A 24,346-nucleotide genomic window follows, 5' to 3' on the forward strand; every position below is an offset into this window, starting at 1 on the left:
CCCGTCAGCCGGCGCCTAACGAACTCTGCAGGTCACCCTTCATGGCGTTGAGCTGAGCGCCCCAGTACTCCCAGCTGTGCGTGCCGTTGGGCGGGAAGTTGAACACGGCGTTGTGCCCGCCCGCGGCGTTGTACGCATCCTGGAACTTCAGGTTGCTGCTACGAACGAAGTTCTCCAAGAACTCGGCGGGTATGTTGGCACCGCCCAACTCGTTCGGGGTGCCGTTCCCGCAATAAACCCATAGCCGGGTGTTGTTTGCGACCAGCTTGGGGATCTGCTGCGTAGGGTCGTTGCGCTCCCATGCCGGGTCACTCGAGGGACCCCACATGTCTGCGGCCTTGTAACCGCCGGCGTCACCCATCGCGAGGCCGATCAGGCTAGGCCCCATCCCCTGAGAGGGGTCCAGCAGGGCCGACAGCGAGCCGGCGTAGATGAACTGCTGGGGGTGGTAGGCGGCCAAGATCATTGCCGACGAGCCGGCCATCGACAAGCCGATTGCAGCGCTGCCGGTGGGCTTCACGGCCCTGTTGGCGGACAACCATTGCGGCAGCTCGCTGGTCAGGAAGGTTTCCCACTTGTAAGTCTGGCAGCCAGCCTTACCGCAGGCCGGGCTGTACCAGTCGCTGTAGAAGCTGGACTGCCCGCCGACCGGCATGACTATCGACAGTCCCGACTGGTAGTACCACTCGAACGCCGGGGTGTTGATATCCCAGCCGTTGTAGTCGTCTTGGGCGCGCAGGCCGTCGAGCAGATAAACCGCAGGTGAGTTGTTCCCACCGCTCTGGAACTGAACCTTGATGTCGCGGCCCATCGACGGCGACGGCACCTGCAGGTACTCGACCGGCAGCCCCGGCCGGGAGAACGCGCCCGCGGTTGCCGCTCCGCCGGCAAGCCCCACCAGGCCCGGAAGGACTACAGCCGCTGCCGTGCCGATCATCAATCGGCGTCCCCAAGCTCGAATCTTTCGGCTCACGTCTGTCATACCTGTGCCCCTTTGTCCTGTATGTCGTCGTGTGCTCGGGCCAGAACATACCGTGTGTGGAGGCCAAATGTCGATTCGGGCGCAAAGTCGTCTCATTTCCGTATCGGTTACCGCCGCGGACAGAGCAAGTGTGCTTAGGGGGCTCACAAACGGTATGGCGGTATGGATCTATCGCGGATTTCTCAGAATCGCGGCCCGGGGCTACCGGCTGTGCTCCCCCAGGGAGGCCGAACTTGCGTTCACCGCGTAGGCTCGCTCGAAGCAAGCCGACGAAGACCACGCTATCCCGGTCTGTTCCGGCGTCCGCGTAACACCGCACTGGGGTTTGTGGCGTGCGATGGTGCGGGCTGAGGGCATCGGAGGTTCCGGGAACGATTGAGGTGCGAGAATTTGGACACGGTACTTGGGCTCTCGATAACGCCTACCACCCTGGGGTGGGTCCTCGCTGAAGGACACGGCGCAGACGGCGCCATCTTGGACCGCAACGAATTGGAGCTACATAGCGGTCGTAACGCGCAGGCCATACATACCGCAGAGCAGCTGGCGGCGGAAGTTCTGCTCGCCCATGAAGTGGCCGCTGCAGGCGATCATCGGTTGCGCGTCATCGGAGTGACCTGGAACGCCGAAGCTTCGGCTCAGGCGGCGCTGCTGGTAGAGTCGCTGACCGGTGCAGGTTTCGACAATGTGGTGCCGGTTCGGCGGCTACGTGCCATCGAGACACTGGCGCAGGCTATCGCACCCGTTATCGGCTACGAGCAAATCGCGGTATGCGTTCTTGAGCATGAGTCGGCGACCGTCGTCATGGTCGACACCCACGACGGAAAGACGCAGATCGCCGTCAAGCATGTGTGCCGCGGATTATCAGGACTGACCTCCTGGCTGACCGGCATGTTTGGTCGCGATGCCTGGCGCCCGGCCGGCGTGGTCGTGGTCGGCTCGGATAGCGAGGTCAGCGAATTCTCGTGGCAGCTCGAAAGGGTCCTGCCGGTGCCGGTCTTTGCGCAAACGATGGCGCAGGTTACGGTCGCGCGGGGTGCGGCCCTGGCGGCGGCCCAGAGCACCGAGTTCACCGATGCGCAGCTAGTGGCCGACAGCGTCAGCCAACCAACGGTCGCGCCCAGGCGATCCCGGCACTACGCCGGGGCGGCGGCAGCGTTGGCCGCCGCGGCCGTGACCTTCGTGGCTTCGCTGTCCCTAGCGGTGGGCATCCAGCTGGCTCCGCACAACGATACCGGGACGGCGAAGCACGGAGCGCACAAGCCGACGCCACGTATCGCAAAGGCCGTGGCGCCGGCGGTGCCGCCTCCGCCGACGGTCACGCCACCAGTCCCTGCTCGGGCACCCCGGCCGGCTGCGCAGCACGAACCACCCGCTCGCGTCACCTCCGGCGAAGCGCTCACGGAGCCGAACCCGCCTGAGGAGCAACCGAATGCTTCTGCGCCGCAACAGGATCGGAATGACAGCCAGCCGATCACTCGAGTGCTAGAGCACATACCCGGCGCTTACGGTGACTCGGCACCCCCAGCTGAGTAGTCGGAGGCCGCCGTAGCCGGTTGCGAAACCTGTTCGCGCGGACCCATGTCGAGGCGAAGCGGTGGGTACTCGTCGCGCATCAGCGTGGTGTATGCGCGGACCCGCAACGCCCACCGGTTTACTCCGATCACCAGGTTGTATAGCCCTATGGGGTACCGGCCGGTGAACAGGAGCGCCACCACGGCGACGAGCAGCAGGATCACCAGTAGCGAAGGCCACATTATGCCGACGCGGTCGTGGGGGTCGATCAGGAAGACTCGCCAACCGCTGGAGAGGAAGACCGCCAGGATCAGGTAGTGGGGGATAGCAAGTAGCCACCACTTAATCAGCACCAGGCCGCGGCTCAACCGCTCCGGATAGTCAACCTCCAAGTCAGCCGGATACTCCGCCTTTGTCTGCAGGCTGAAGGGCGGGTACCGGTCGGTTCCCAGCGCCGACAGCGCATAGAAGGCAACCCGCCAGCGCCACCGCATGACGCCGACATTGAAGTCGAACAGCGTCCGGGGATATCTGCCCGTGAACAGGATGGCAAAGAACGCGATCACGGTGACCACCACGGCGGCAACGTGCAAGAAGAACAAGACAATGTAGTGCGGGATGGCCAAAAACCACTTGACTAGCCACTGCCAACGTGACAACGCAGGATCGAGGTCACCCCGGACCCGGACTGGATAGGCGTCAGGTTGCATGATCGACGGCTCCTTTACATGCGCGTCGGCTCGATCCACGAGCCAGGCCCATTGTCTCTCATCTGCCGCGCATGGGCGAAGCCATCGTCGTGCGCTACGGACACCGGATCGACGTGCAGTAATAGCCTTGGGCTGTAGGCAGCTTTCCGGGCGATGACGGCGGCACTGGTAATCCATTGTCGGCCAACAATTTACTGAGAGGGGTCGGTACAGATTGCCAGCCGTGGCTATCCAGGTACGTGGCAACGTCGTTGCGCTCGCCGTCGCTGTATAGCAGGTTGGGTGATTTCTATGTCGAACCCGTGGACGCTCCAGCGCTGCGAAGCGGTGTCAAGGAGGTCGGATGCCGGTCCGCCATCGTCATCTACCGACTCCCCGGCGCGCTGAGCGCGGTGATGTTGTCCAGCAAGCGATCCTGAGCGTCGGGCGGCAGGAATGCCAGCAGGCCCTCGGCGAGCCAGGCACTGGGTTGGTTGGGGTCAAAGCCCGCTTGGCGCAACGGGGTCGGCCAGTCACGTCTGAGGTCGACGGGAACCACGCGAGGTCAGCTGTTGCAGTGGCATCCAGATCAGCAAGTGTCGTCATCGGTATGCGCGCGCGTCAAGACCTGAGGCCAGGATGACAGCCTGCCGAATCCCCGCAGACGTCGCGTCACGGAAAAACGCATCGAAGTACCGCGTCCGGGCGCCCAACAGGTCGGCCAATCGCTGCAGTCCCCACGTGCCGTCGGGGTCGTCGACGTCGGTCGCCTTGATGTTTCCGGCGGCCCAGCGAGTGAAGAAGTCAATCCCCACGGCTCTCACCAGTGGTTCGGCGAACGGATCATCGATCAGCGGGTTATCGGCCCTGGTGGCCACCGCGCGGGCGGCAGCCACCATCGTCGCCGTTGCTCCGACGCTAGTTGCCAGGTCCCACGCGTCGTTGTTGGTGCGCGGCATCGGGATCCTTTCGGCTCGGCCAGCGATATACAGCCTTCGAAGTCCACCGCTTGTGGGATCAATCGTCCTTTGCCCGAACCGCGGTGAATGCCACGCTCACTTCGTCGGCGACCCGTATTGAACCCATCAACAGCGAGTAGGGTTTGACGCCGTAGTTGGACTGGCGAACCGTGGTGTCGGCAGAGATGCGCCACGCAGCACCAAGATCCTCTGTGTGCAAGTCGATGACGTGTTCTCGCGACTTTCCCCGGATGTGCAGTTTCCCGGTCAGGCGGTACCCATTCCCGGTCTGGGCAATGGCTTCCGTGGTAAAGCGAATATGGGGGAAGCGGCTGGCGTTGAGCGTTTTCAGCGCGTTCGCCCGCACCAGAGCTTTCTCAGGCTCGGACAGCCCCTTCACGCCACCCTCACCGCGCATCACCTCGAAGGAATCCACCTCAGCCACAAGCTCGCCGGCGACGGGATCGGTGCCGGACCAGTTCACCAGGGCCTGCCACCGTGTCATCGCGATGGTCAGGCGATGACCCAAGCGCGCGGCTCTGCCAACGACTCCGGTGCGAAGTACCAGCTCGCCGTCGGAAGCATCAAGAGTCCACACCGCGTCGCTCACGCCACGACTGTATTCAGACGACCTGCCTGCCCGCCCCTCCCGCCGCGTCTTGTGGGCCACGACACAATCGTTATGCTTGGTGAGGCTCGCCGGTGCCGTTGGAGGGGTGCAACATGATTCGCGAACTGGTCACCACCGCTGCGATCACGGGTGCCGCGATCGGTGGGGCGCCAGTCGCGGGCGCAGACCCGCAGCGTTATGACGGCGATGTGCCGGGGATGAACTATGACGCTTCGCTGGGCGCCCCATGCTCCAGCTGGGAGCGCTTCATTTTTGGACGAGGCCCCTCCGGTCAGGCCGAAGCCTGTCATTTTCCGCCTCCTAACCAGTTCCCGCCGGCCGAAACCGGCTACTGGGTGATCTCCTACCCGCTATACGGCGTCCAGCAGGTCGGTGCGCCGTGTCCGAAGCCGCAGGCGGCCGCGCAGTCTCCGGATGGGTTGCCGATGCTGTGTCTGGGAGCCCGTGGATGGCAGCCGGGATGGTTTACCGGGGCCGGGTTCTTCCCTCCGGAGCCATAACCGGTGGGCGTTTCTCATGATCATGTGCGAAGGCCGGCCCACCGAATCACCGATCCCACGGTGGCTGCGCTTCGTGCTTACGTCTGACCGTGCCGGCTCGGCATGGTATATCGGGGCAGGCTTCTTCTTCGCGCCAGTGCTGGCGGTGCTTTCGCCATGGCCGACCATCACCGCGGTGCTGTGGTGGATCATCGGACTGGCGGGACTATGGCTCGGACTGCTCGGAATCGCGATGGCAGTCGGACTGGCCCGGGTGTTGCGTTCCGGCGCCGAAATACCGGAAGCCTACTGGCGCACGCTGGTCGACTACCGATCCGCCAACGAATAGGAGACTCCGATGAGCTTCAATCCCAAAGATGCGGTCGACGCTGTCCGGGACATTGCGGCCAATGCCGTCGAGAAGGCCTCGGACATCGTGGAAAACGCCGGCCACATCATCCGCGGCGACATCGCTGGCGGGGCCAGCGGCATCGTCAAGGACTCCATCGACATCGCCACCCACGCGGTCGACAGAACGAAAGAAGTGTTCACCGGCAAGACGGACGACGAAGGTTAGTCGAGACTAGTCGGCGCGCGCTTGTCGTCCGTTGTCAAACGGACGCGGCAGCATTGAGTGCGTCCAACCGGGCGGTCGCCTCGAGGTACTCCTGCACCCAGCGTTCGATAACGGTAGCCGTCTTTTCCACCTTGGTGAACTGCCCAACAACCTGCCCCACCGGGTTGAACGCGACGTCGACGGTCTCGTTCGGGTATTTATGTGTGGCTTTGACGGCCATGCCGGAGACCATGTATTGCAACGGCATACCGAGCGGCTTCGGGCTCTCCGGTTGCTCCCAGGCCTCAGTCCAGTCGTTGCGCAGCATCCGGGCCGGCTTACCCGTGAAGGAACGACTGCGCACGGTGTCGCGGCTGGTCGCCTTGACGTATGCGGCCTGTTGAACCGCGGTGTTTGCGGCTTCCTCGACCATCAGCCACTGCGAACCGGTCCATGCCCCTTGGGTCCCCAGCGCCAACGCTGCAGCGATCTGCTGACCGCTGCCGATGCCACCCGCCGCCAACACCGGAACCGGCGCTACCTCCTTGACGACCTGAGGCCACAACACAATGGAGCCCACCTCGCCACAGTGCCCGCCGGCCTCGCCGCCCTGGGCGATGATGATGTCGACGCCCGCATCGGCGTGCTTGCGGGCCTGCGAGGGTGAGCCGCACAATGCGGCCACCTTGCGACCCGAGTCGTGGATGTGCTTGATCATGTCCGCTGGGGGGGTGCCAAGCGCGTTGGCGACCATCGTCATCTTGGGGTGCTTCAGCGCCGCGTCGACCTGTGGGGTGGCCGTCGCCTCGGTCCAACCGAGCAGCTGCAGACTGTCCTCGTCGGCGTCCTCGACCGGGACACCATGATCGGCGAGGATCTTGCGGGCGAAGTCCAGATGCTCCTGCGGGACCATCGACCGCAGCGTCTTGGCGAGCTCATCCGCCGACAGCTGGGAGTCCATGCCCTCGTACTTGTTCGGGATCACGATGTCGACCCCGTAGGGGTGGTCGCCGATGTGTTCATCGATCCAGTTGAGCTCGATCTCCAGCTGCTCCGGCGTGAACCCAACTGCTCCGAGCACACCAAAACCACCAGCTTTGCTGACGGCGACCACCACATCGCGGCAGTGAGTGAAGGCAAAAATAGGAAACTCGATACCGAGCTCGTCGCAAATGGCAGTGTGCATGCCTGCTCCTGGAATGCTAGCGGACGCAAATAGAACTGAAACGTGTTCTAGTTTAGTACCCGTCTTGGTAAGGTGGCCAACAGCCCAGGTTCCGGTCGGGTTTCGGCGCGCACCCCGGCGAAGCTGACGAGGCGGTCTAAGGTCACCTTCACCCGCGCATGGCCGGCCAGCAACAACGACGGCTGTCCCACCGAGCAGAAGTACTGGGCGATGGTGTGCACCGCGGTCGGCTACCACCGCGACGACCCCGCCGCAGAACTGCTGTTACGCAACGAAGGCTTGGCAGCTGCAGTCCAAACTGGCCACCTACGTCTACCCGCCACAGAAACTAGTCGCCAAGGTCCGTGCGGGCGCCAAAGTGTCCGACAACCACGACCAGGCGACCACTCTGTTCCACCACGCGATCGATCACCCAACCGTGACCGTGCAGCAGACCTACTCCCTGATCAACCCTCAATCGGCCCCGGGGCGATGGACCTTGATCCGCTGGGGCCCCGCCGGTAGCCTAGTGCTGCGAATTACGCTATGCCGAGTCTCGGAATTGCCGGCCCGCCGTTCACCACGTTCAAACGCCCGAGACCGGTGCCAGGCAGGTACGCGAACCTCATGGGTCTCAATTCGTTCTGCCACAAAGAAAGTGAGTAAGCCAGCATGCGTGCGGTAGTCATCGACGGGGCCGGCAGCGTCAGAGTCAACACCCAGCCCGACCCGGCACTGCCCGGGCCTGACGGAGTGGTTGTCGCCGTGACCGCCGCCGGCATCTGCGGATCCGATCTGCATTTCTACGAAGGCGAATATCCGTTCACCGAGCCGGTGGCCCTCGGTCACGAGGCGGTAGGCACCATCGTCGAGGCCGGGCCACAGGTGCGCACCGTCGGAGTTGGCGACCTGGTCATGGTGTCTTCAGTGGCCGGCTGCGGCGTCTGCCCGGGATGCGAAACCCATGATCCAGTCATGTGCTTCTCCGGCCCGATGATCTTCGGCGCCGGCGTGCTTGGCGGCGCACAGGCCGATCTGCTGGCGGTGCCGGCCGCCGATTTCCAGGTGCTCAAGATCCCCGAAGGTATCACCACCGAGCAGGCACTGCTGCTCACGGACAACCTCGCCACCGGTTGGGCGGCAGCCCAACGAGCCGATATTTCATTCGGCTCCGCCGTGGCGGTCATCGGCCTGGGAGCCGTCGGCCTCTGCGCGCTGCGCAGCGCCTTCATACACGGTGCCGCAACGGTTTTCGCTGTCGACCGAGTAAAGGGACGCTTGCAACGCGCGGCCACCTGGGGTGCTACGCCGATACCGTCACCGGCGGCCGAGACGATTCTGGCCGCGACGCGGGGTCGCGGCGCAGACTCGGTGATTGACGCCGTCGGCACCGACGCCTCGATGAGCGACGCGCTCAATGCGGTGCGCCCTGGCGGCACCGTCTCGGTTGTCGGCGTGCACGATCTTCAGCCGTTTCCCCTGCCCGCACTGACGTGCCTGTTGCGAAGCATCACGCTGCGAATGACCATGGCACCGGTACAACGAACCTGGCCGGAACTGATCCCGTTGCTGCAGTCGGGCCGACTCGATGTCGATGGCATCTTCACTACCACCCTGCCGTTGGACGAAGCGGCCAAGGGCTATGCAACCGCGAGGGCGCGCTCGGGTGAGGAGCTTAAGGTTCTGCTTACGCCCTGACAGCCGTGATGTACTGGGAGCGCATGAAACTGTCGATCTTTACGTCCACGTCCGGCGGTGTCAGTCCGTAGCCGACCTGCAGCTCGAGGGTGCTGCGGACGGGGTCGACGGCCCATCCATGCTCAACTAGCCACTCCACGGGATCGGTCTTGTCGTCGTAGGTGAGCGCGGAGAAATTCACGTCACCAGACATATTGACCCCCGGGTGTGCGGTTTCCAGCGCGGCGAGCTGCTCGTGATCCAACCGGGACCCTAAGGCGCCCAAGGCAACTCGGCTGCCAGGCGCACACAACTCATCGATCCGGGCGAACAGAGCATATTGCGCATCGCCGGTCAGGTAGGGCAGTAGTCCCTCGACCGACCAGGCGCTGGGTCGTTGCGGATCGAACCCGGCCGCTGTCAGCGGCGTGGGCCAGTCCGTACGCAGGTCTGCTGGCACCGCCACCCGGTGAGCTTTGGGTACAGCACCCCGCTCACTTAGCACCCGTGCTTTGAATTCCAGGACCTTCGGCACATCGATCTCGAAAACCGTTGTCCCGGGCTGCCAGTCAAGGCGATAAGCGCGGCAGTCCAGACCGGCGGCGACGATCACCGCCTGTCGTATGCCAGCCTCATCAGCGCAGTTGAAGAAGTCGTCGAAAAACCGGGTTTGCACGCCGTAGAGCCGAGGGAAAGCGGTGCCGTCCTCCGACGTTCTCGGGTTTGCTAACAGACCCTCCAGATACGGGTCGGCCGAAGCGGTGATGAAATGCTTCGCGTATTCGTCTTGGACCAGCGGTTTAGGGCCCGTGGTGTGCAGTGCACGCCAACCCGCAACCAGTAGCGCGGTGTAGCCCACGTTGCTGACAATGTCCCAGTGGTCGTCATCGGAACGAAGCGAGCCATACTCAGGTGTAGTCATCTCATCAGCCTTCCAGCATTACGGTCACCGGACCGTCGTTGACCAGTTCGACCTGCATGTGGGCACCGAACACGCCGGCTTCCACGTGCGCTCCCAACTGGCGCAGCGCTGCCGCGAACGCTGCTATCAGGGGCTGCGCCACCGCACCTGGCGCCGCGGCGTTCCAGGACGGTCGCCGACCCTTCGCGGTGTCTGCGTAGAGGGTGAACTGGCTGATTACCAGGATCGGTGCGTGCATGTCGGAGGCGGATTTCTCGTCGGCGAGAACCCGCAAATTCCAGAGCTTTTCGGCGAGACGGCGCGCCTTGTCGAGATCGTCGCCGTGGGTGACACCGACGAACGCGACCAGGCCCTGCCCGTCCGGCCGGATAGCGCCGACCACCCGACCATCGACCCTCACCGCAGCCGATGAGACCCGTTGCACCAGAACCCGCACGAGCCTCGATGCTGCCAGGCCGGCTATGCAGTCGCTGGGGCTGGGTAGGCTCATTGTGTGTCTGTGCTGGTCGCGTTTTCCGTCACCCCGCTGGGCGTGGGGGAGGGGGTCGGCGAGATCGTCACCGAAGCGATTCGCGTGGTCCGTGATTCCGGCCTGCCGAACCAGACAGATGCCATGTTCACCGTGATCGAAGGCGATACCTGGGCGGAAGTGATGGCCGTCGTGCAGCGCGCGGTGGAGGCCGTGGCCGCTCGGGCACCGCGAGTCAGCGCGGTGATCAAGGTGGACTGGCGTCCCGGGGTCACCGACGCGATGACCCAGAAGGTCGCTACCGTCGAGCGGTATCTTCTCCGGCCTGAATAGCAGCGCTAAACGCCCGCTCGGCCGCATCCCCATGGACCGCAAATACCACCCTTTGCAGCGACCCCGGCCGGTGCCGACGGACGGCGCCGACCATCAGCCGCGCAGCGTCGTCGAGCGGAAAGCCGCCCACGCCCGTGCCGAAAGCCACCAGCGCCAGCGAGCGGCAACCGAGCTCGTCGGCTTTCCGCAGGGTAGCAGCGGTGGCTGCGGTGATGATCTCGCCCGAGGTCGGACCTCCTAGCTCCATCGTCGCCGCGTGGATCACGTAGCGCGCCGGCATGTCACCGGCCGTGGTCTCGACCGCTTCCCCAAGCCCAATCGGCGCCTTCTCGGTGGACTCGCGCTGCAGCTCGGGGCCGCCGGCGCGGGCGATGGCCGCAGCGACACCACCGGCATGCCGCAGTCGGGTGTTCGCCGCATTGGTGATGGCGTCGAGCTCGAGCTTGGTCACGTCGGCCTGATGTACCTCCAACTCGATCATCGACACATTGTCCCCCCTGCAAGTACTCGGCGGCCGCGGTGATGCACCCCTTGTTGTGTTGGACCGTCGCCACCATCGCCCACACAATCGAACCCTCGCCCGGCGCCACTGCGGCCCATCGAGACTCCGGCCCATCGAGCCCAGATTCGGGGTAGCTTGAGGTGAACGAGGACAATCAAGCGGCTGGCAAGGACACAGACCGATGGCTCGTGATCCAGTTGTACCGAGGGTGCGAACAGCATGAGTGGCGACGACGCCGGGCCGGGCGAGGTCAGCCATGCCCGCGGCGTCGGTAGGCCGGGCGGAGCCGGAGGCGCCGGTGGCCGGGGTGGTGCCGGCGGTCGCGGCGGGGCGGGCGGTAGAGGCGGCGACGGCGGGCAAGGCGGTCGCGGCGGGGCGGGCGGTAGAGGCGGAGATGGCGGCATAGGCGGGGCAGCGGGCCCCGGCGGTCAACCCGGCCAGGGCGGGGTGGGCGGCGCACCCGGCCCCGGTGGAACCCCCGGCGAACCAGGTCAGCCCGGCAAACCAGGACAACCGGGGCAACCCGGCAGCCCGGGACATTAGCGCGTGCGGGTGGCGTCGTCGCGCATGAGCACGCATAGCCGCCATCTGCCCGGTACGCCCTTGAGTTCCTGCTCACCACGCTCGGCGAACCGGTGCCGTGATCCGGCGACGATGTCTCGCACGGTCGAGGACACCAGCACCTCACTGGGTCCGGCCAGCGCGCAGACGCGCGCACCGATATGCACGGCCACGCCGGCGACGTCGGTACCGTGCGAGGCATCGCGCACCTCGACCTCGCCCGCATGAATACCGATCCGGACCTCAATACCCAGCGCGGCGACCGCGTCGACGATGTCGTCCGCGCACGCGATCGCGGCACTCGGACTGGTGAACGTCGCGACGAAACCGTCACCGGCCGTGTTCACTTCGCGACCGCCGAACCGCTGGATTTCGTGGCACACGATGGTGTCGTGGTTGTCCAACAGGTCGCGCCATCGGTCGTCGCCGAGCGCGGCGGCGTGCTGGGTCGAGCCGACGATGTCGGTAAACATGATGGTGGCAAGCATGCGCTCGGCGTCAGCGCCGCCGCGCACGCCGGTGATGAATTCCTCGATTTCATCGAGCATCGGCCCGGTGTCGCCAACCCAGTACAGGGTATCGGTGCCGGGTAGTTCGACCAAGCGGGATCCAGCGATGTGCTCGGCGAGGTAGCGACCATGTCCCACCGGGATGTACGTCGATCCGACACGGTGCAAGATCAGTGTTGGAGCCTCGATGTGTCCCAAGACATCTCGTACGTCGGCCTCGGCTATGACCTTTGAAACGGCACGGGCCATGCTCGGCGGTCCGGCACGGTTGCCGGCGAGATCCCACCAGGCTCGAAACACGTCATCTCCGGCCACGGTAGGAGCCACGATGCTCAGCACGTCGAAGCCCCGCTCGACGGCATCCGGTTCCAGCGCCACCGTCAGGAACGGGTCAGCTCGACGAACCTGGGCGCCTACCGGGTAGTCGGGCGCCCATAGTGGGCGCGCCGAGCCGTTGACGACGATCAGGCTGCGCACCCGCTCGGGGTAGTCGGCGGCGAGAACAAGTCCGTTCATGGCGTGGAAACTGGGCGCGAAAATTGTCGCCTGCTCGCATCCGACCGCGTCCATCACCGCGATCGCGTCCTGGGCCCAGAACTTCGGCCCCAGCGTGGTTATCGCGGCGAGCCGTGACGACAGGCCGACCCCACGATCGTCGAGGCGGATCACCCTGCTGAATGACGCAAGACGGCGATGGAAACGGTACAGCGATGGCTCGTCGTCGATCGAGTCGATCGGCACGAACGGCCCCGGCAACACCAGCAGATCCGTCGGACCGTCACCCAGCACCTGGTAGGCGATATCCATGTCGCCGCATTTTGCGTAGCGGGTCCTGTGAATGTGGGGAGCCTGCGCCACGGTCCTACGTTAGTTCATGCGTAGTTAGTTCATGCGTAGGCTCATGGCGGTGAGCGCACGTGCGGGCATCGTGATCACCGGAACCGAGGTCCTGACCGGGCGGGTCCAAGACCGCAACGGCCCCTGGATCGCCGATCGGCTCCTGGAGCTCGGGGTCGAGTTGGCACACATCACGATCTGCGGCGACCGTCCCGCCGACATCGAGGCACAGCTGCGATTCATGGCTGAGCAGGGTGTGGACCTGATCGTCACCAGCGGCGGCCTGGGGCCGACCGCCGACGATATGACCGTCGAGGTGGTGGCGCGCTATTGCGGGCGCGAGCTGGTGCTGGACGACGAGCTGGAGAACAGGATCGCCAACATCCTCAAGAAGCTGATGGGGCGAAATCCCGCTATTGAACCCGCCAACTTCGACTCCATACGCGCCGCCAACCGCAAACAGGCCATGATTCCGGCCGGATCGCAAGTGATCGATCCGGTGGGCACCGCCCCCGGTCTGGTTGTGCCGGGACGGCCAGCGGTGATGGTGCTTCCCGGGCCACCGCGCGAGCTGCAGCCGATATGGAGCAAGGCCATCCAGACGGCTCCGGTACAGGATGCGATTGCCGGCCGGACGACCTACCGACAGGAGACCATCCGGATCTTCGGCCTGCCGGAGTCTTCTCTGGCCGACACACTGCGTGACGCCGAGGCAGCCATCCCGGGTTTTGACTTAGTCGAGATCACCACCTGCCTGCGGCGCGGCGAGATTGAAATGGTCACTCGCTTTGAACCGAACGCCGCGCAAGTGTACACGCAATTGGCACGGTTATTGCGCGACCGGCACGGCCACCAGGTCTATTCGGAAGACGGTGCGTCCGTGGACGAGCTGGTCGCAAAATTGCTAACTGGCCGCCGGATAGCGACCGCCGAATCCTGCACCGCAGGGTTGCTGGCGGCACGGCTCACCGACCGGCCCGGGTCGTCCAAGTACGTGGCGGGCGCAGTGGTGGCCTACTCTAACGAGGCGAAGGCACAGCTTCTCGGTGTGGATCCGGCGCTGATCGAGGCCCACGGGGCGGTTTCCGAGCCGGTCGCCCAGGCAATGGCAGCGGGGGCGCTGCAAGGCTTCGGCGCCGACACCGCCACCGCGATCACCGGAATTGCGGGTCCGAGTGGGGGAACGCCGGAAAAGCCTGTGGGAACAGTGTGCTTCACCGTCCTGCTGGACGATGGCCGAACAACCACCCGAACCGTGCGGCTGCCCGGGAACCGGTCAGACATTAGGGAGCGCTCGACGACTGTGGCGATGCACCTGCTGCGGCGCACCCTGAGCGGTATCCCGGGCTCACCCTAGCGACGGCGAAATCGACAGCAGCGCGACAAAGTTCGACGAGAAGACACCGCGCTAATGTCGATTTCGATGACGAACAAGAAAAGCAGTTTCCGTAGTACCAAAGCGGATTCCGGTGGCATCCTTGCCAATCGCCGTCAGCACCGCTACGACCAATAGCACGGGCACGATCGTCGCGGCCAAGGCGAAGGGGTAGCCATGGGATTCGGCCAGACGCTCTTGAATAGGAAGGTTGAACGCCGCCAGCAGATTACCGAGCTGGTAGGTTACGCCGGGGTAGACGCCCCGGATAGCGTCTGGCGACATCTCGGTCAGATGCGCGGGGATCACACCCCAGGCACCCTGTACGAAGACTTGCATCAAAAACGAACCCAGGCACAACATCGCCGCAGTGCGCGAGTAAGCGAACAGCGGCACGATCGGCAGTCCCAGCGCCGCACAGAAAACGATGGTGTAACGGCGGCTGAACCGCTGGGACAACGTGCCGAACGCCAGACCGCCGATGATGGCGCCGATGTTGTAGATCACCACTATCCACCTGGCGGTCAGGCTGGACAAACCGGCACCATGATCGGTAGTCGCGGTCAGGAAGGTCGGGTAGACATCCTGGGTGCCGTGGCTCATCCAGTTGAAGGCGGTCATCAACAGCACTAGGTAGACAAACCGGCGCACAATTGCGGGGTTACCCAGGACATCGCGGATTCGGGTCTTGGTGAGCCGCATGCGGTCCTGCGCGGCTTCCCAGACTTCGGATTCCTTTACCCGGTACCGGATGATCAAGCTGATCAGAGCCGGGATGATGCTTAGGCCGAACAACCACCGCCACGACAGCCCTAGCCAGTTCATCACCACCAGCGCTGCCACACTGGCCAGCAGATAGCCGAACGCGTAGCCCTCCTGCAGCAGCCCGGAGAAGACGCCACGCCGCTCGGCTGGAACCTTCTCCATGGACAGCGCGGCACCCAGCCCCCACTCTCCGCCCATGCCAATGCCGTAGAGCAGTCGCAGGATCACCAGCACGGTGAAGTTGGGTGCGAATGCGCACAGAAATCCGATCACCGAATAGAACGACACGTCGACCATCAGCGGGACCCGCCGGCCCACCCGGTCGGCCCATAGCCCGAACAGCAACGCACCCACGGGGCGCATGGCCAGGGTGGCGGTGGTGAGAAACGCGACGTCGGTCTTGGTGTGGTGGAAGGTCGTTGCGATGTCGGCATAGACCAGCACCACGAGAAAGTAATCGAACGCATCCATCGTCCAACCCAAGAAAGATGCCATAAAAGCGTTTCGCTGGTCGCCGGTCAACCGCGGTGCTGCCACGTCTGCATCGTGGCGTACCGGGCGCGGCACCGCGAGTCCGGGGACATGGCGAACAGCGGCGGCTCGCATGTCCGTGGCAGGATCGGGCAATGGTGCCTTTTCTGATGCGCGCCGCAGTGACCGGATTCGCATTATGGGTGGTGACTCTTTTCGTCCCGGGCATGCGGTTTGCGGGCGGCGACACAACGCTGCAGCGGGTCGCCATCATCTTCGTCGTCGCGGTGATCTTCGGTCTGGTCAACGCGTTCATCAAGCCCATCGTGCAGATCTTGTCGATCCCGTTGTACATCCTGACTCTCGGTCTTTTCCATGTAGTCGTTAACGCGTCGATGCTGTGGCTTACCGCGTGGATCACTGAGCACACCACCCACTGGGGACTGCAGATCGACCACTTCTGGTGGACCGCGATCTGGGCGGCGATCTTGTTGTCGATCGTCAGCTGGATCCTGTCGCTGTTGGCTCGTGACTTTCGACGTGTCACTCGCGCACACTAGAGCCACAAATTTTGGTGGGGGGACATCCTAGGTTTTCGGGGCATGTTCCACTTATGCTTACTCACACTGCTTGCCAACCTCGTCCAAGACAGGCACCCTGTCTTCGGCGTGATGACGCTGACCTCCCGCCCTCCAATACGCCGGACGGCAGCACCTAACAGCACACGACGACGGGACTGCAAATGATGCGCACTGTCGCGATTGGACCAGGTGCCGGTCCTTCGAGCACACGGCCGAGTTCGCAACCCAGTGACCTGCATAGCGGCCTACGCGCGGTTACCGAGTGCACCGGCTCAGCGGTGGTCGTTCATGTGGGCGGCGACATCGACGCCAGTAACGAGGTCGCTTGGCAGCGTCTGGTGAGCAAGAGCGCCGCTATCGCCATCGCGCCGGGTCCGTTCGTCATCGACATTCGGGACCTCGACTTCATGGGATCATGTGCATACGCTGTGTTGGCCCAGGAGTCGGTGCGGTGTCGCCGGCGCGGGGTGAATATGCGGTTGGTGAGTAACCAGCCGATCGTGGCCCGCACCATTGCCGCGTGCGGACTGCGGCGACTAATTCCGCTGTATGCAACGGTCGAGACCGCACTGGCGCCGCCTCCCAGCGCGCATTGACCGACCCATTAACCGACCGGTGCCACCCAACCCGCCATGGTGTCGGGTTAACCGCCGCCGACAAGATTGACCACCTCCCGCGCACAACCCCATGACAGGGTCACGCCGTCACCTCCGTGGCCATAGTTGTGGATGCACAGCGCTCGCCCGATCGGTTCAGCTTCCACCCGCACGGACGGCCGATCAGGACGCAGCCCGGTAATCGTCTCAATCACTGCCGCCTCGGCAAGCCGTGGTTGTATGCGGCGACACCGTTGCAGGATCCGCTCGGTTATCTCCGGCTCTGGGGTGGTGTCCCACCTGCCAGGGATACTGATGCCGCCGCAGACTACACGCTGCGGGTGGGCAAAGTAGCAGATCCATTCCGAGCCGCCGGTGCGCTCGATAAACAGTTGCTCTAGACCTGGATTGGTGAGGACGACGTGCTGGCCGAACCGCGGCCAGACCGTGGCGTCGCCGGCCAGTTCCCGAGCGCCCAGACCAGCACAGTTGATCACTATGGGCGCCGCCTCAGCGGCCTCGGCCAGCGACCGTAGCGGGCGCGTTTCGATTTCACAGCCAGTCGCCGCCAATCGCTGGGTCAGACAGTCGAGGTACTGGGGCATATCGATCATCGGCAAGGTGGCATGAAACCCAGCACGGAAGCCCCCGGGCACGTCGGCCGGGTCAGCCGGCCGCACGTCGGGGATCAGCTCCAACCCGGGCGGCATCGCACCGGTCTCGATACGATCGCCGACACTCAGCGCCGGCGTCATGCGCACGCCGGTGGCGGGATCCTTGGCCAAGTCGCGAAACACGTGCAATGACTGTTCGATCCACCCGCGTACCTTGGCAACGGGTTCCTTCGGCCGCGGCCCCCAGACCGCACCCGCCACCGCCGATGTCGTTTGCTGCGGCAATGCGGCCGCCCATACCCGCACCGGCCACCCCGCCTCGGCCAGGCATATGGCCGACGTCAGTCCGCTGACGCCGGCCCCAATCACGATGACCTGTTGCTCACCTATTGCCACAGCAGGACCGTAGCCGAAGCCAGCGTCAGTTAGGGCTGAGGCACTCGCCCTCCAGTCGGTCCGAGTAAGCCGTTGAGGATGCCGAGCTGATTTTGTAGTTGGGCCCCCGCTTCAGGTCCAGGAACTCCGGCAGGGGCAGCGCCTTCGCTGCCCGTGTTCTGCCAGGGTTGGCAGCCGTGCGTCTTGAACGCCTTGTCGGTCGGCTCAATCGTCACTACCTGTGGTTTCTTGCTGAGTGCGTTATCGATGAGCGCGCCATCGGGGTTACCCATCCGCTTCCAATAGCAGGTGCCGTCGCCGACGGGTCCCGCGGAGCTGTACGTGCCGGGAGCGATGTCAATCCCCACCGCATAGGTGCCGTCGCTATCAATTGCCGTCTTCGGTGTCGGTGCCGGCTCCGGATCGGCGCCGGCGAGGCCCACGGATCCGGCCCAGCCTGCGAGGATCAGGCCGGCGACGGCAAAGGCTGCAGCAGGAGATGGGGCTGGCTTCAAGCGCATCACACAATAGCCTACTGGGGCCTACCGGTATCCGGAACTCACTCGGCCTGGAAGCAATCACTCGTTCTCCCGCCGCCGATGGGCTTGTTCGATCCCCATATGCGCCTGCGAGCGCACGGACGGCGCGCCACCGACGCAGTGTCCGGCAATGATGCGGTAAATCGCGGACGGCGCCAACGCTTCCACCGAGTCACAGCCTTGTCCGCCAGCACACCGCCCAGACCGCATGTATCGGAGGATGTCCGGAAGCCGTTGGCCACCTCCGTGTCGAGCAACCACCGCTGTCACTGCATTGCTGTCACTAAATCGTTGTCCGGCAACACGTTTAGAGCGCTCGCGTCAGGCTGACCTCCTGGTGGCTCGCATCCCGAGCACCGGCTGGGTACCGCGACCTTCGTCGAAGTCCGCCGCCCACGGCCAGCGACCACGCCGGTCGGCCCACACCAACTGCAAGGCCGTCACCTTGTCGCCAAAGATGGCGATCGCACAATACAAATGCGCGTCCGGATGTGTAACCTGGACCGTTTCGACAAGAGGGCCGGCTGGGAGGGTGGTCTGCATACCGGGAGTCAGCAAGTCACCGACCAGAGCCCTGCGAGCGGCGATGTTCAACAACCGCTGCCCACGTCGTGGCGAGAGGCCAGTCACCACCAGTTCGGGCAAGCCGCGCCGGGTTAGACCAACCGTGTAGGCAAATGGCCGTCGCTCGCACTCCACGTGCTGTACCGCCCAGCCATGCATGAGCATTATCCCGTACACCTCGTCGAGGTACTCCTCGGCGGTGGCTTCCGGGTGATCGCACATCCAGCACATTTCGGCGCCCTTTCTCCTCATCCCCGTCTCGTCATCCCCGTCTCGTCGTGCCTGCGACCACCATGCACGCGGGGTCTGACAAATCGCGCCGGGCAAACACCAGCACCCCGCGAGCCGGTCAGCTCGCGGGGTGCTGCGGCGGGTTGTGGTTGATCGGCGGGCAGGGCCGATCAACCCGAATCAGCGCACGTCGAACCTGTCGAGGTTCATCACCTTGTCCCAGGCAGCGACGAAGTCCTGCACGAACTTCGGCTGCGCGTCATCGGCGCCATAGACCTCGACAAGCGCCCGCAACTCCGAGTTGGACCCGAAGACCAGGTCCACGCGGCTGCCGGTCCACTTCACCTTGCCACTGCCATCCTTGCCCTGGTAGGTCCCGTCATCTGCTGGCGAGGGCTCCCAGGTGATACCCATGTCGAGCAGGTTCACGAAGAAGTCGTTGGTCAGTGACTCGGAGGCCTCGGTGAACACGCCCAGCGGTAAGCGCTTGTAGTTTGCGCCGAGGACGCGCAGGCCACCTACCAGCACCGTCATCTCAGGGGCACTGAGCGTAAGCAGGTTCGCCTTGTCGAGCAGCATGTACTCGGCCGGCAACGGGTTGCCCTTTCCGAGGTAGTTTCGGAAGCCATCTGCCTTGGGCTCCAGCACGGCAAAGGATTCCACGTCGGTTTGTTCCTGCGACGCATCCGTGCGGCCCGGGGTGAAGGGCACCGTGATGTTGTGGCCAGCCGCCTTTGCTGCTTTCTCTATGGCGGCACAGCCACCGAGCACGACGAGGTCGGCGAAGGACACTTTGATGTTCCCCGGCGCCGCGGAGTTGAATGACTCCTGGATCTCTTCCAGGGTGCGAATGACCTTGCGCAGATCCCCGTCGGGGTCGTTGACCTCCCACCCGACTTGTGGCTGCAGGCGGATGCGACCACCGTTGGCGCCGCCGCGCTTGTCGCTACCACGGAACGACGACGCCGCCGCCCATGCGGTCGAAACTAGCTGTGAGACAGTCAATCCCGATGCCAGGATCTGGCTCTTAAGGCTGGCAATCTCGGCTTCGCCGACGAGGTCGTGGCTGACCGCAGGGACCGGATCCTGCCACAGCAGGGTCTGCTTGGGGACCAGCGGCCCAAGGTATCTCGCAACGGGACCCATGTCTCGGTGGATCAGCTTGTACCAGGCCTTGGCGAACTCGTCGGCCAATTCCTCGGGGTGTTCCAGCCAGCGACGCGTGATCCGCTCATAGATCGGATCCACCCGCAGCGAGAGGTCAGTGGCCAGCATCGTCGGGGAGCGCCCTGGCCCGCCGAACGGGTCCGGGATGGTGCCGGCACCGGCGCCGTCCTTGGCGGTGTATTGCCAAGCGCCAGCAGGGCTCTTCGTCAGCTCCCACTCGTAGCCGTACAGGATCTCGAGGAAACTGTTGTCCCATTTCGTCGGGGTGTTCGTCCATACGACCTCGATGCCGCTGGTGATCGCGTCCTTACCGGTTCCGGTGCCATACGAGCTCTTCCAGCCCAAGCCCATCTGCTCCAGCGGAGCAGCCTCGGGTTCGGGGCCGACCAGATCGGCCGGGCCGGCGCCATGGGTCTTACCGAAAGTGTGACCGCCGACGATCAGCGCCGCTGTTTCGACGTCGTTCATGGCCATGCGCCGAAACGTCTCGCGAATGTCGACCGCCGCGGCCATGGGGTCCGGGTTGCCGTTCGGCCCCTCCGGGTTCACGTAGATCAGCCCCATCTGCACCGCGGCCAGCGGGTTCTCCAGATCCCGCTTACCGCTGTAACGCTCATCGCCGAGCCAGGTGGCTTCCTTGCCCCAATAGACCTCATCGGGCTCCCACTGGTCGACCCGGCCGAAGCCGAACCCGAACGTCTTGAAGCCCATCGATTCCAGCGCGCAGTTGCCGGCGAAAACAATCAGGTCCGCCCATGAGAGCTTCTTGCCGTACTTCTTCTTGACCGGCCACAGCAGCCGGCGCGCCTTGTCCAAGCTGGCGTTGTCGGGCCAGCTGTTAAGCGGCGCGAACCGCTGCATGCCGCCCCCGGCGCCGCCGCGGCCGTCGTGGATGCGGTAGGTGCCGGCAGCGTGCCACGCCATCCGGATAAACAGCGGCCCGTAGTGGCCGTAGTCGGCGGGCCACCACGGCTGCGAGGTGGTCATCACTTCCTCGATGTCCCGCGTCAGGGCGTCAACGTCGATGGTCGCGACCTCCGCGGCATAGTCGAACGCCGCACCCATCGGGTCAGCGACGGCCGGGTTTTGGTGCAGTACCTTCAGATTGAGCCGGTTGGGCCACCAGTCCTGGTTTCCGCCGCCCTCGACGGGGTATTTCATATGACCCACGACGGGACAGCCGTTGCTAGCGGCTCCGGTGGTGGTTTCTGTAATGGGTGGGTGTTGCTCGGGCACAGCATTCCTTCCAGGAGTTGGTGTTATCGGGCTGTGATCACGGATGTGATCGCGAAGTGTCGGATATCGAACAATCAGGACATAGACCCCAGTAGATGACCTCCGCCTCGTCCAACAGGAAGCCGTTATGGTCCGAGGCCGTCAGACAGGGTGCCTCGCCAACAGCACAGTCGACATCGGCGATAACCCCGCAAGACCGGCAGACGATGTGATGGTGGTTGTCGCCGACCCTGGACTCGTAGCGCGCGACGGAGCCCGAGGGTTGGATCTTTCGCACCAAGCCCGCGGCGGTCAGGGCATGCAGCACGTCGTACACGGCTTGCCGGGATACGTCGGGCAGCGCAAAACGCACGGCACCGAAAATCGTTTCCGTGTCGGCGTGTGGATGCGCATTCACTGCTTCCAGGACGGCGACGCGCGGTCGGGTCACGCGCAGGTCGGCCGTCCGGAGCTGTTCGGCGTAGTCCGGTATAGAGGACACACTAGACAATATGACTCCCTTTTCTGGAATCAGTCAAGACTTTGGCTAGCGTGACAGGCGTCTGCTAGGACCCGATCGCCCCGGGGCCGCTGGATCGTGGGATGGCGGGTGGATCAGCCTTCGTATGTTCCGATGAGCCGGGCCTGCATGGTGGCGGCCTGCGCGATCACCCGCGCCGCTTGTGTCCCAGCCAGTCCCGCGAGTGGAGGCACGGCAGGAAGGTGGTAGAGGGTAAACCGGTAGTGGTGTGTCCCGGTGCCCGCCGGCGGGCAGGGTCCGGTGTATGCGGGCTGACCGCTGGAGTTCGGCAGGCTGATTCCGCCACCGGGAGTCTCACCATCGGCGGTGCTGCCAGCACCAGGGGCGATCCCGATCACGATCCAATGGACGTAAGGTTCGCGAGGTGCGTCCGGATCATCGACAACGAGTGCGCCGCCAAACGGCGCCGACCAGGTCAACGGAGGCGCGATATTGGCTCCTTTGCAGGTGTACTGTTCCGGGATCGGCGCACCGTCGGCGAATGCCGGACTGCTGATTGTCAGTACATCGCCGGTAGGCGTTTCGGGCATACTCCGACCGAGCGCTGCTGCTTTCGGCGCCAGCGGCGCCGCCTTTCGACTGTCACCGTTGCCACCGTAGGCAACTAGCGCCACGGGGAGCGCCAGCCCCAAGATGGCCAGTGCGAACCGGTGAAATGCGTGCGCCACTGTCGATTCCATATTGATCATTGTCGCCAGGCGCAATTGGAGAAGCCAGGGTTTCGACCACCTCGCCAGGGATGCCGCGGCGTCAGCCTTCGAATGTGCCGACGAGCCGGGCCTGTCCGCTGGCGGCCTGTGCTATCGCCTGTGCCGCTTGGACTCCCGTGGCTCCCGGTGGCAGCTGGAGCGCGACAGGAAGGTGGTAGAGGGTAAACCGGTAGTGGTGTGTCCCGGTGCCCGCCGGCGGGCATGGACCGAAGTATCCTTGCCGACCACCAGAATTCGGCACGCTGTGCCCACCAGCAGGAGTCTGACCATCCGCCGTGCTGCCAGAGCCAGGGGCGATTCCGGTCACGATCCAGTGCACGTACAGTCCGCCGACCGCGTCGGGGTCATCGACGACGAGTGCCAGTTCGGCTGCGCCCGCGGGCGACGACCACGTCAACGGTGGCGCCACGTTGGCCCCCTTGCAGCTGAATTGCACCGGGATCGGGGCGCCGTCGGCGAACATGGGACTGGCGATCGTCAGTGGCTCGGCGGCCGGCGCCGGCGTTGTTGCGTCGACGGTCGTCGCTTTCGGCACGTATGGCGGTGTCTCTCGACTGTCACCGCCCCCGCCCCCGCAGCCACCCAGCGCCACTACGAGCGCCAGCCCCGCGGTGGCTAATGGGGTTCGGTGAAGTGTGCTCGTCATTGGAGATTCCATAGCACATTGTTACTAACTGGGATTCGAGAGTACAGCTGTTTTGCGGCCGCGCTTACCAGACAGCCGGGCCCCGGGCCACCCATCGCCTCACGGTACCAGCACCACCTTGCCGACGTTCTCCCGTGCGGCCAGAATCCGATGTGCTTCAGGAGCTTCGGCGAACGGCACGATTGCATGAACGATCGGCAGGATCGTTCCGTCGTTGAGCGCCTTGGTCAGCGGCGCGATCCAGGGTTCAAGGGTGCGGCGATCGTCCCACAACCGCAGCATGTTAAGACCGATCACGGTTTTCGACTCCTCGAGTTGTTTCATCAGGTTAAAGCCGCGCAGCATTGACAACGCGTGGGGCGCCACCCTGCGCATCGATCGTTTCTCGCCGTGCTGCATATTCGAAATCCCGTAGCCAACCAGCCTTCCACCCGGGCGCAGCAGAGTGTAGGACCGCCGCAGCGAGGTGCCGCCGAGCGCGTCAAGCACGACGTCATACGGGCCCAATCCCTGCCACCAGCCGTCCCGGCGGTAGTCGATCGCGCGGTCCACACCGAACTCGGCCAGCTTCTGATGTTTTGGGGTGATGCGGTGCCGTGCACTTCGGCCTTGGCTGCTTTCGCGAATTGGACCGCCGCGATGCCGACTCCACCGGCCGCGGCGTGAATCAGCACCCGCTCACCGGCGCGCAACGATCCGTAGCCGTGCAGCGCCGCCCAGGCGGTCGCGTAATTCACCGGGACCGCGGCACCCTGTTCGAAGCTCAGCGCATCGGGGAGCACAACCGAGTCGGTGGCCGCAACGTTGACGATCTCGCAGTAGCCACCAAATCGTGTACCGGCCAGGACTCGTTCGCCGACCCGGTTCGGGTCGACCCCATCACCGACAGCCTCGACCGTCCCAGCGACTTCGTATCCGACCACCGCCGGAAGTTTCGGCGCGTCTGGGTACAGGCCGACGCGGGCGAGATGGTCAGCGAAGTTCACCCCTGCTGCGCGGACGGCGACCCGCAGCTGGCCCGGGCCCGGTGGCGGCGGGTCCGGTCGCTGCCGCACCTGCAAGACCGATGGGTCGCCATGTTTGGTGATGACCACTGCTCGCATAATGTTCTCCTTGTCAGGCTTGACGGGTCGCACCCGCGAACACCCCTCTGTGATAGCACGAGTTATCAGG

The 24,346-nt window shown here is 64.5% G+C and carries 27 protein-coding genes and 2 pseudogenes; 10 read left to right on the forward strand and 19 right to left on the reverse strand.

Features of this window, described 5'->3' with window-relative positions; genetic code table 11:
* Nucleotides 1-4 precede the first annotated feature (4 nt).
* Nucleotides 5-982 (reverse strand): diacylglycerol acyltransferase/mycolyltransferase Ag85B, encoded by a 978-nt coding sequence (gene ag85B / locus FF952_RS09965; protein ID WP_003409456.1) that lies wholly within the window; start codon nucleotides 980-982, stop codon nucleotides 5-7.
* 390 nt (nucleotides 983-1,372) lie between these two features.
* Between ag85B and FF952_RS09970 the strand changes: the two genes are divergently transcribed.
* The gene (locus tag FF952_RS09970; protein ID WP_003899065.1) at nucleotides 1,373-2,515 is read left to right on the forward strand and encodes a DUF7159 family protein; all 1,143 of its coding nucleotides are present in this window, start codon (nucleotides 1,373-1,375) and stop codon (nucleotides 2,513-2,515) included.
* On the opposite strand, the gene FF952_RS09975 is transcribed toward FF952_RS09970, so the two are convergent.
* The 3 genes and pseudogenes from FF952_RS09975 to FF952_RS09985 form a co-directional block, all read right to left on the reverse strand.
* On the reverse strand, nucleotides 2,485-3,204 hold the full coding sequence (locus FF952_RS09975; RefSeq protein WP_003409492.1) for a DUF4389 domain-containing protein: 720 nt from the start codon (nucleotides 3,202-3,204) through the stop codon (nucleotides 2,485-2,487). The genes FF952_RS09970 and FF952_RS09975 overlap by 31 nt on opposite strands.
* 94 nt (nucleotides 3,205-3,298) lie before the next feature.
* A pseudogene (locus tag FF952_RS09980) lies at nucleotides 3,299-4,142 on the reverse strand (class I SAM-dependent methyltransferase).
* Nucleotides 4,143-4,200: 58 nt separating this feature from the next.
* Nucleotides 4,201-4,752 (reverse strand): YceI family protein, encoded by a 552-nt coding sequence (locus FF952_RS09985; protein ID WP_003911699.1) that lies wholly within the window; start codon nucleotides 4,750-4,752, stop codon nucleotides 4,201-4,203.
* A 113-nt stretch (nucleotides 4,753-4,865) separates the two neighbouring features.
* On the opposite strand from FF952_RS09985, the gene FF952_RS09990 reads away from it, so the two are divergent.
* The 3 genes from FF952_RS09990 to FF952_RS10000 are packed head-to-tail and all read left to right on the forward strand — an operon-like array spanning nucleotide 4,866 to nucleotide 5,829.
* Nucleotides 4,866-5,273, forward strand: a complete 408-nt coding sequence (locus FF952_RS09990; protein WP_003409509.1) for a hypothetical protein — start codon at nucleotides 4,866-4,868, stop codon at nucleotides 5,271-5,273.
* A gap of 16 nt (nucleotides 5,274-5,289) precedes the next feature.
* Nucleotides 5,290-5,601 carry a hypothetical protein gene (locus tag FF952_RS09995; protein ID WP_003409512.1) on the forward strand — a complete coding sequence of 104 codons (312 nt, stop codon included), beginning with the start codon at nucleotides 5,290-5,292 and terminating at the stop codon, nucleotides 5,599-5,601.
* A 9-nt stretch (nucleotides 5,602-5,610) separates the two neighbouring features.
* On the forward strand, nucleotides 5,611-5,829 hold the full coding sequence (locus FF952_RS10000; RefSeq protein ID WP_003409515.1) for an Rv1893 family protein: 219 nt from the start codon (nucleotides 5,611-5,613) through the stop codon (nucleotides 5,827-5,829).
* A gap of 34 nt (nucleotides 5,830-5,863) precedes the next feature.
* Here the strand turns inward: FF952_RS10000 and FF952_RS10005 are convergent, their stop codons facing one another.
* Together FF952_RS10005 and FF952_RS10010 are read right to left on the reverse strand one after the other, a co-directional pair.
* Nucleotides 5,864-6,994: a nitronate monooxygenase gene (locus FF952_RS10005; protein WP_003409518.1), complete on the reverse strand. Its 1,131-nt coding sequence runs from the start codon at nucleotides 6,992-6,994 to the stop codon at nucleotides 5,864-5,866.
* Nucleotides 6,995-7,041: 47 nt separating this feature from the next.
* Nucleotides 7,042-7,215, reverse strand: a complete 174-nt coding sequence (locus FF952_RS10010; protein ID WP_015456321.1) for a hypothetical protein — start codon at nucleotides 7,213-7,215, stop codon at nucleotides 7,042-7,044.
* Between the two features lie 430 nt (nucleotides 7,216-7,645).
* On the opposite strand from FF952_RS10010, the gene FF952_RS10015 reads away from it, so the two are divergent.
* Nucleotides 7,646-8,671 carry an alcohol dehydrogenase family protein gene (locus tag FF952_RS10015; RefSeq protein ID WP_003409522.1) on the forward strand — a complete coding sequence of 342 codons (1,026 nt, stop codon included), beginning with the start codon at nucleotides 7,646-7,648 and terminating at the stop codon, nucleotides 8,669-8,671.
* Here FF952_RS10015 and FF952_RS10020 read toward each other — a convergent pair.
* Together FF952_RS10020 and dtd are read right to left on the reverse strand one after the other, a co-directional pair.
* Nucleotides 8,661-9,572: a class I SAM-dependent methyltransferase gene (locus FF952_RS10020; protein ID WP_003409526.1), complete on the reverse strand. Its 912-nt coding sequence runs from the start codon at nucleotides 9,570-9,572 to the stop codon at nucleotides 8,661-8,663. The genes FF952_RS10015 and FF952_RS10020 overlap by 11 nt on opposite strands.
* A gap of 4 nt (nucleotides 9,573-9,576) precedes the next feature.
* Nucleotides 9,577-10,008 (reverse strand): D-aminoacyl-tRNA deacylase, encoded by a 432-nt coding sequence (gene dtd, locus FF952_RS10025; RefSeq protein WP_003409533.1) that lies wholly within the window; start codon nucleotides 10,006-10,008, stop codon nucleotides 9,577-9,579.
* 57 nt (nucleotides 10,009-10,065) lie between these two features.
* Here dtd and FF952_RS10030 point away from each other — a divergent pair, with 57 nt between their 5' ends.
* Nucleotides 10,066-10,374, forward strand: coding sequence for an MTH1187 family thiamine-binding protein (locus FF952_RS10030; RefSeq protein WP_003409536.1), 309 nt, complete (start codon nucleotides 10,066-10,068; stop codon nucleotides 10,372-10,374).
* On the opposite strand, the gene FF952_RS10035 is transcribed toward FF952_RS10030, so the two are convergent.
* Entirely contained in the window at nucleotides 10,340-10,855 is a 516-nt protein-coding gene (locus tag FF952_RS10035; protein ID WP_003409537.1) for a macro domain-containing protein, read from the reverse strand. The two genes, FF952_RS10030 and FF952_RS10035, sit on opposite strands and share 35 nt — an antisense overlap.
* Nucleotides 10,856-11,095: 240 nt before the next feature.
* Here FF952_RS10035 and FF952_RS10040 point away from each other — a divergent pair, with 240 nt between their 5' ends.
* A complete protein-coding gene (locus FF952_RS10040) occupies nucleotides 11,096-11,419 on the forward strand; it encodes a hypothetical protein (RefSeq protein WP_179140969.1) in 324 nt (107 codons plus the stop codon).
* Here FF952_RS10040 and lipJ read toward each other — a convergent pair.
* Entirely contained in the window at nucleotides 11,416-12,804 is a 1,389-nt protein-coding gene (gene lipJ, locus FF952_RS10045) for a bifunctional lipase/adenylate cyclase LipJ (RefSeq protein WP_015631370.1), read from the reverse strand. The genes FF952_RS10040 and lipJ overlap by 4 nt on opposite strands.
* Nucleotides 12,805-12,853: 49 nt before the next feature.
* Between lipJ and FF952_RS10050 the strand changes: the two genes are divergently transcribed.
* Nucleotides 12,854-14,140 carry a competence/damage-inducible protein A gene (locus tag FF952_RS10050; protein WP_014584787.1) on the forward strand — a complete coding sequence of 429 codons (1,287 nt, stop codon included), beginning with the start codon at nucleotides 12,854-12,856 and terminating at the stop codon, nucleotides 14,138-14,140.
* A 51-nt stretch (nucleotides 14,141-14,191) separates the two neighbouring features.
* Here FF952_RS10050 and FF952_RS10055 read toward each other — a convergent pair whose 3' ends face one another.
* Entirely contained in the window at nucleotides 14,192-15,460 is a 1,269-nt protein-coding gene (locus tag FF952_RS10055) for a sialate:H+ symport family MFS transporter (protein WP_003900427.1), read from the reverse strand.
* 89 nt (nucleotides 15,461-15,549) lie between these two features.
* Here FF952_RS10055 and FF952_RS10060 point away from each other — a divergent pair, with 89 nt between their 5' ends.
* The gene (locus FF952_RS10060) at nucleotides 15,550-15,954 is read left to right on the forward strand and encodes a phage holin family protein (RefSeq protein ID WP_003409542.1); all 405 of its coding nucleotides are present in this window, start codon (nucleotides 15,550-15,552) and stop codon (nucleotides 15,952-15,954) included.
* Nucleotides 15,955-16,139: 185 nt separating this feature from the next.
* On the forward strand, nucleotides 16,140-16,571 hold the full coding sequence (locus FF952_RS10065) for an anti-sigma factor antagonist (protein ID WP_003409543.1): 432 nt from the start codon (nucleotides 16,140-16,142) through the stop codon (nucleotides 16,569-16,571).
* Between the two features lie 47 nt (nucleotides 16,572-16,618).
* Here FF952_RS10065 and FF952_RS10070 read toward each other — a convergent pair whose 3' ends face one another.
* The 8 genes and pseudogenes from FF952_RS10070 to FF952_RS10105 all read right to left on the reverse strand — a co-directional run bounded on the left by FF952_RS10070 (nucleotide 16,619) and on the right by FF952_RS10105 (nucleotide 24,276).
* Nucleotides 16,619-17,581, reverse strand: a complete 963-nt coding sequence (locus FF952_RS10070) for an FAD-dependent oxidoreductase (RefSeq protein WP_003409545.1) — start codon at nucleotides 17,579-17,581, stop codon at nucleotides 16,619-16,621.
* Between the two features lie 29 nt (nucleotides 17,582-17,610).
* Nucleotides 17,611-18,081: an Rv1352/Rv1906c domain-containing protein gene (locus tag FF952_RS10075; RefSeq protein ID WP_003900428.1), complete on the reverse strand. Its 471-nt coding sequence runs from the start codon at nucleotides 18,079-18,081 to the stop codon at nucleotides 17,611-17,613.
* A 339-nt stretch (nucleotides 18,082-18,420) separates the two neighbouring features.
* Entirely contained in the window at nucleotides 18,421-18,885 is a 465-nt protein-coding gene (locus FF952_RS10080) for a DUF4262 domain-containing protein (protein WP_014585239.1), read from the reverse strand.
* Nucleotides 18,886-19,074: 189 nt separating this feature from the next.
* Nucleotides 19,075-21,297: a catalase/peroxidase HPI gene (gene katG, locus FF952_RS10085; protein WP_003901285.1), complete on the reverse strand. Its 2,223-nt coding sequence runs from the start codon at nucleotides 21,295-21,297 to the stop codon at nucleotides 19,075-19,077.
* 37 nt (nucleotides 21,298-21,334) lie between these two features.
* A complete protein-coding gene (locus FF952_RS10090; protein WP_003899076.1) occupies nucleotides 21,335-21,778 on the reverse strand; it encodes a Fur family transcriptional regulator in 444 nt (147 codons plus the stop codon).
* A gap of 113 nt (nucleotides 21,779-21,891) precedes the next feature.
* On the reverse strand, nucleotides 21,892-22,485 hold the full coding sequence (locus FF952_RS10095) for a YbhB/YbcL family Raf kinase inhibitor-like protein (protein WP_003409566.1): 594 nt from the start codon (nucleotides 22,483-22,485) through the stop codon (nucleotides 21,892-21,894).
* A gap of 82 nt (nucleotides 22,486-22,567) precedes the next feature.
* Entirely contained in the window at nucleotides 22,568-23,173 is a 606-nt protein-coding gene (locus FF952_RS10100; protein ID WP_003409568.1) for a YbhB/YbcL family Raf kinase inhibitor-like protein, read from the reverse strand.
* Between the two features lie 99 nt (nucleotides 23,174-23,272).
* Nucleotides 23,273-24,276, reverse strand: a pseudogene (locus FF952_RS10105) (synaptic vesicle VAT-1 family membrane protein).
* Nucleotides 24,277-24,346: the final 70 nt, after the last annotated feature.

This window comes from Mycobacterium tuberculosis complex sp. N0072 (genome assembly GCF_030323725.1).
In the GTDB taxonomy this organism is placed as follows: Bacteria; Actinomycetota; Actinomycetes; order Mycobacteriales; family Mycobacteriaceae; genus Mycobacterium; species Mycobacterium tuberculosis.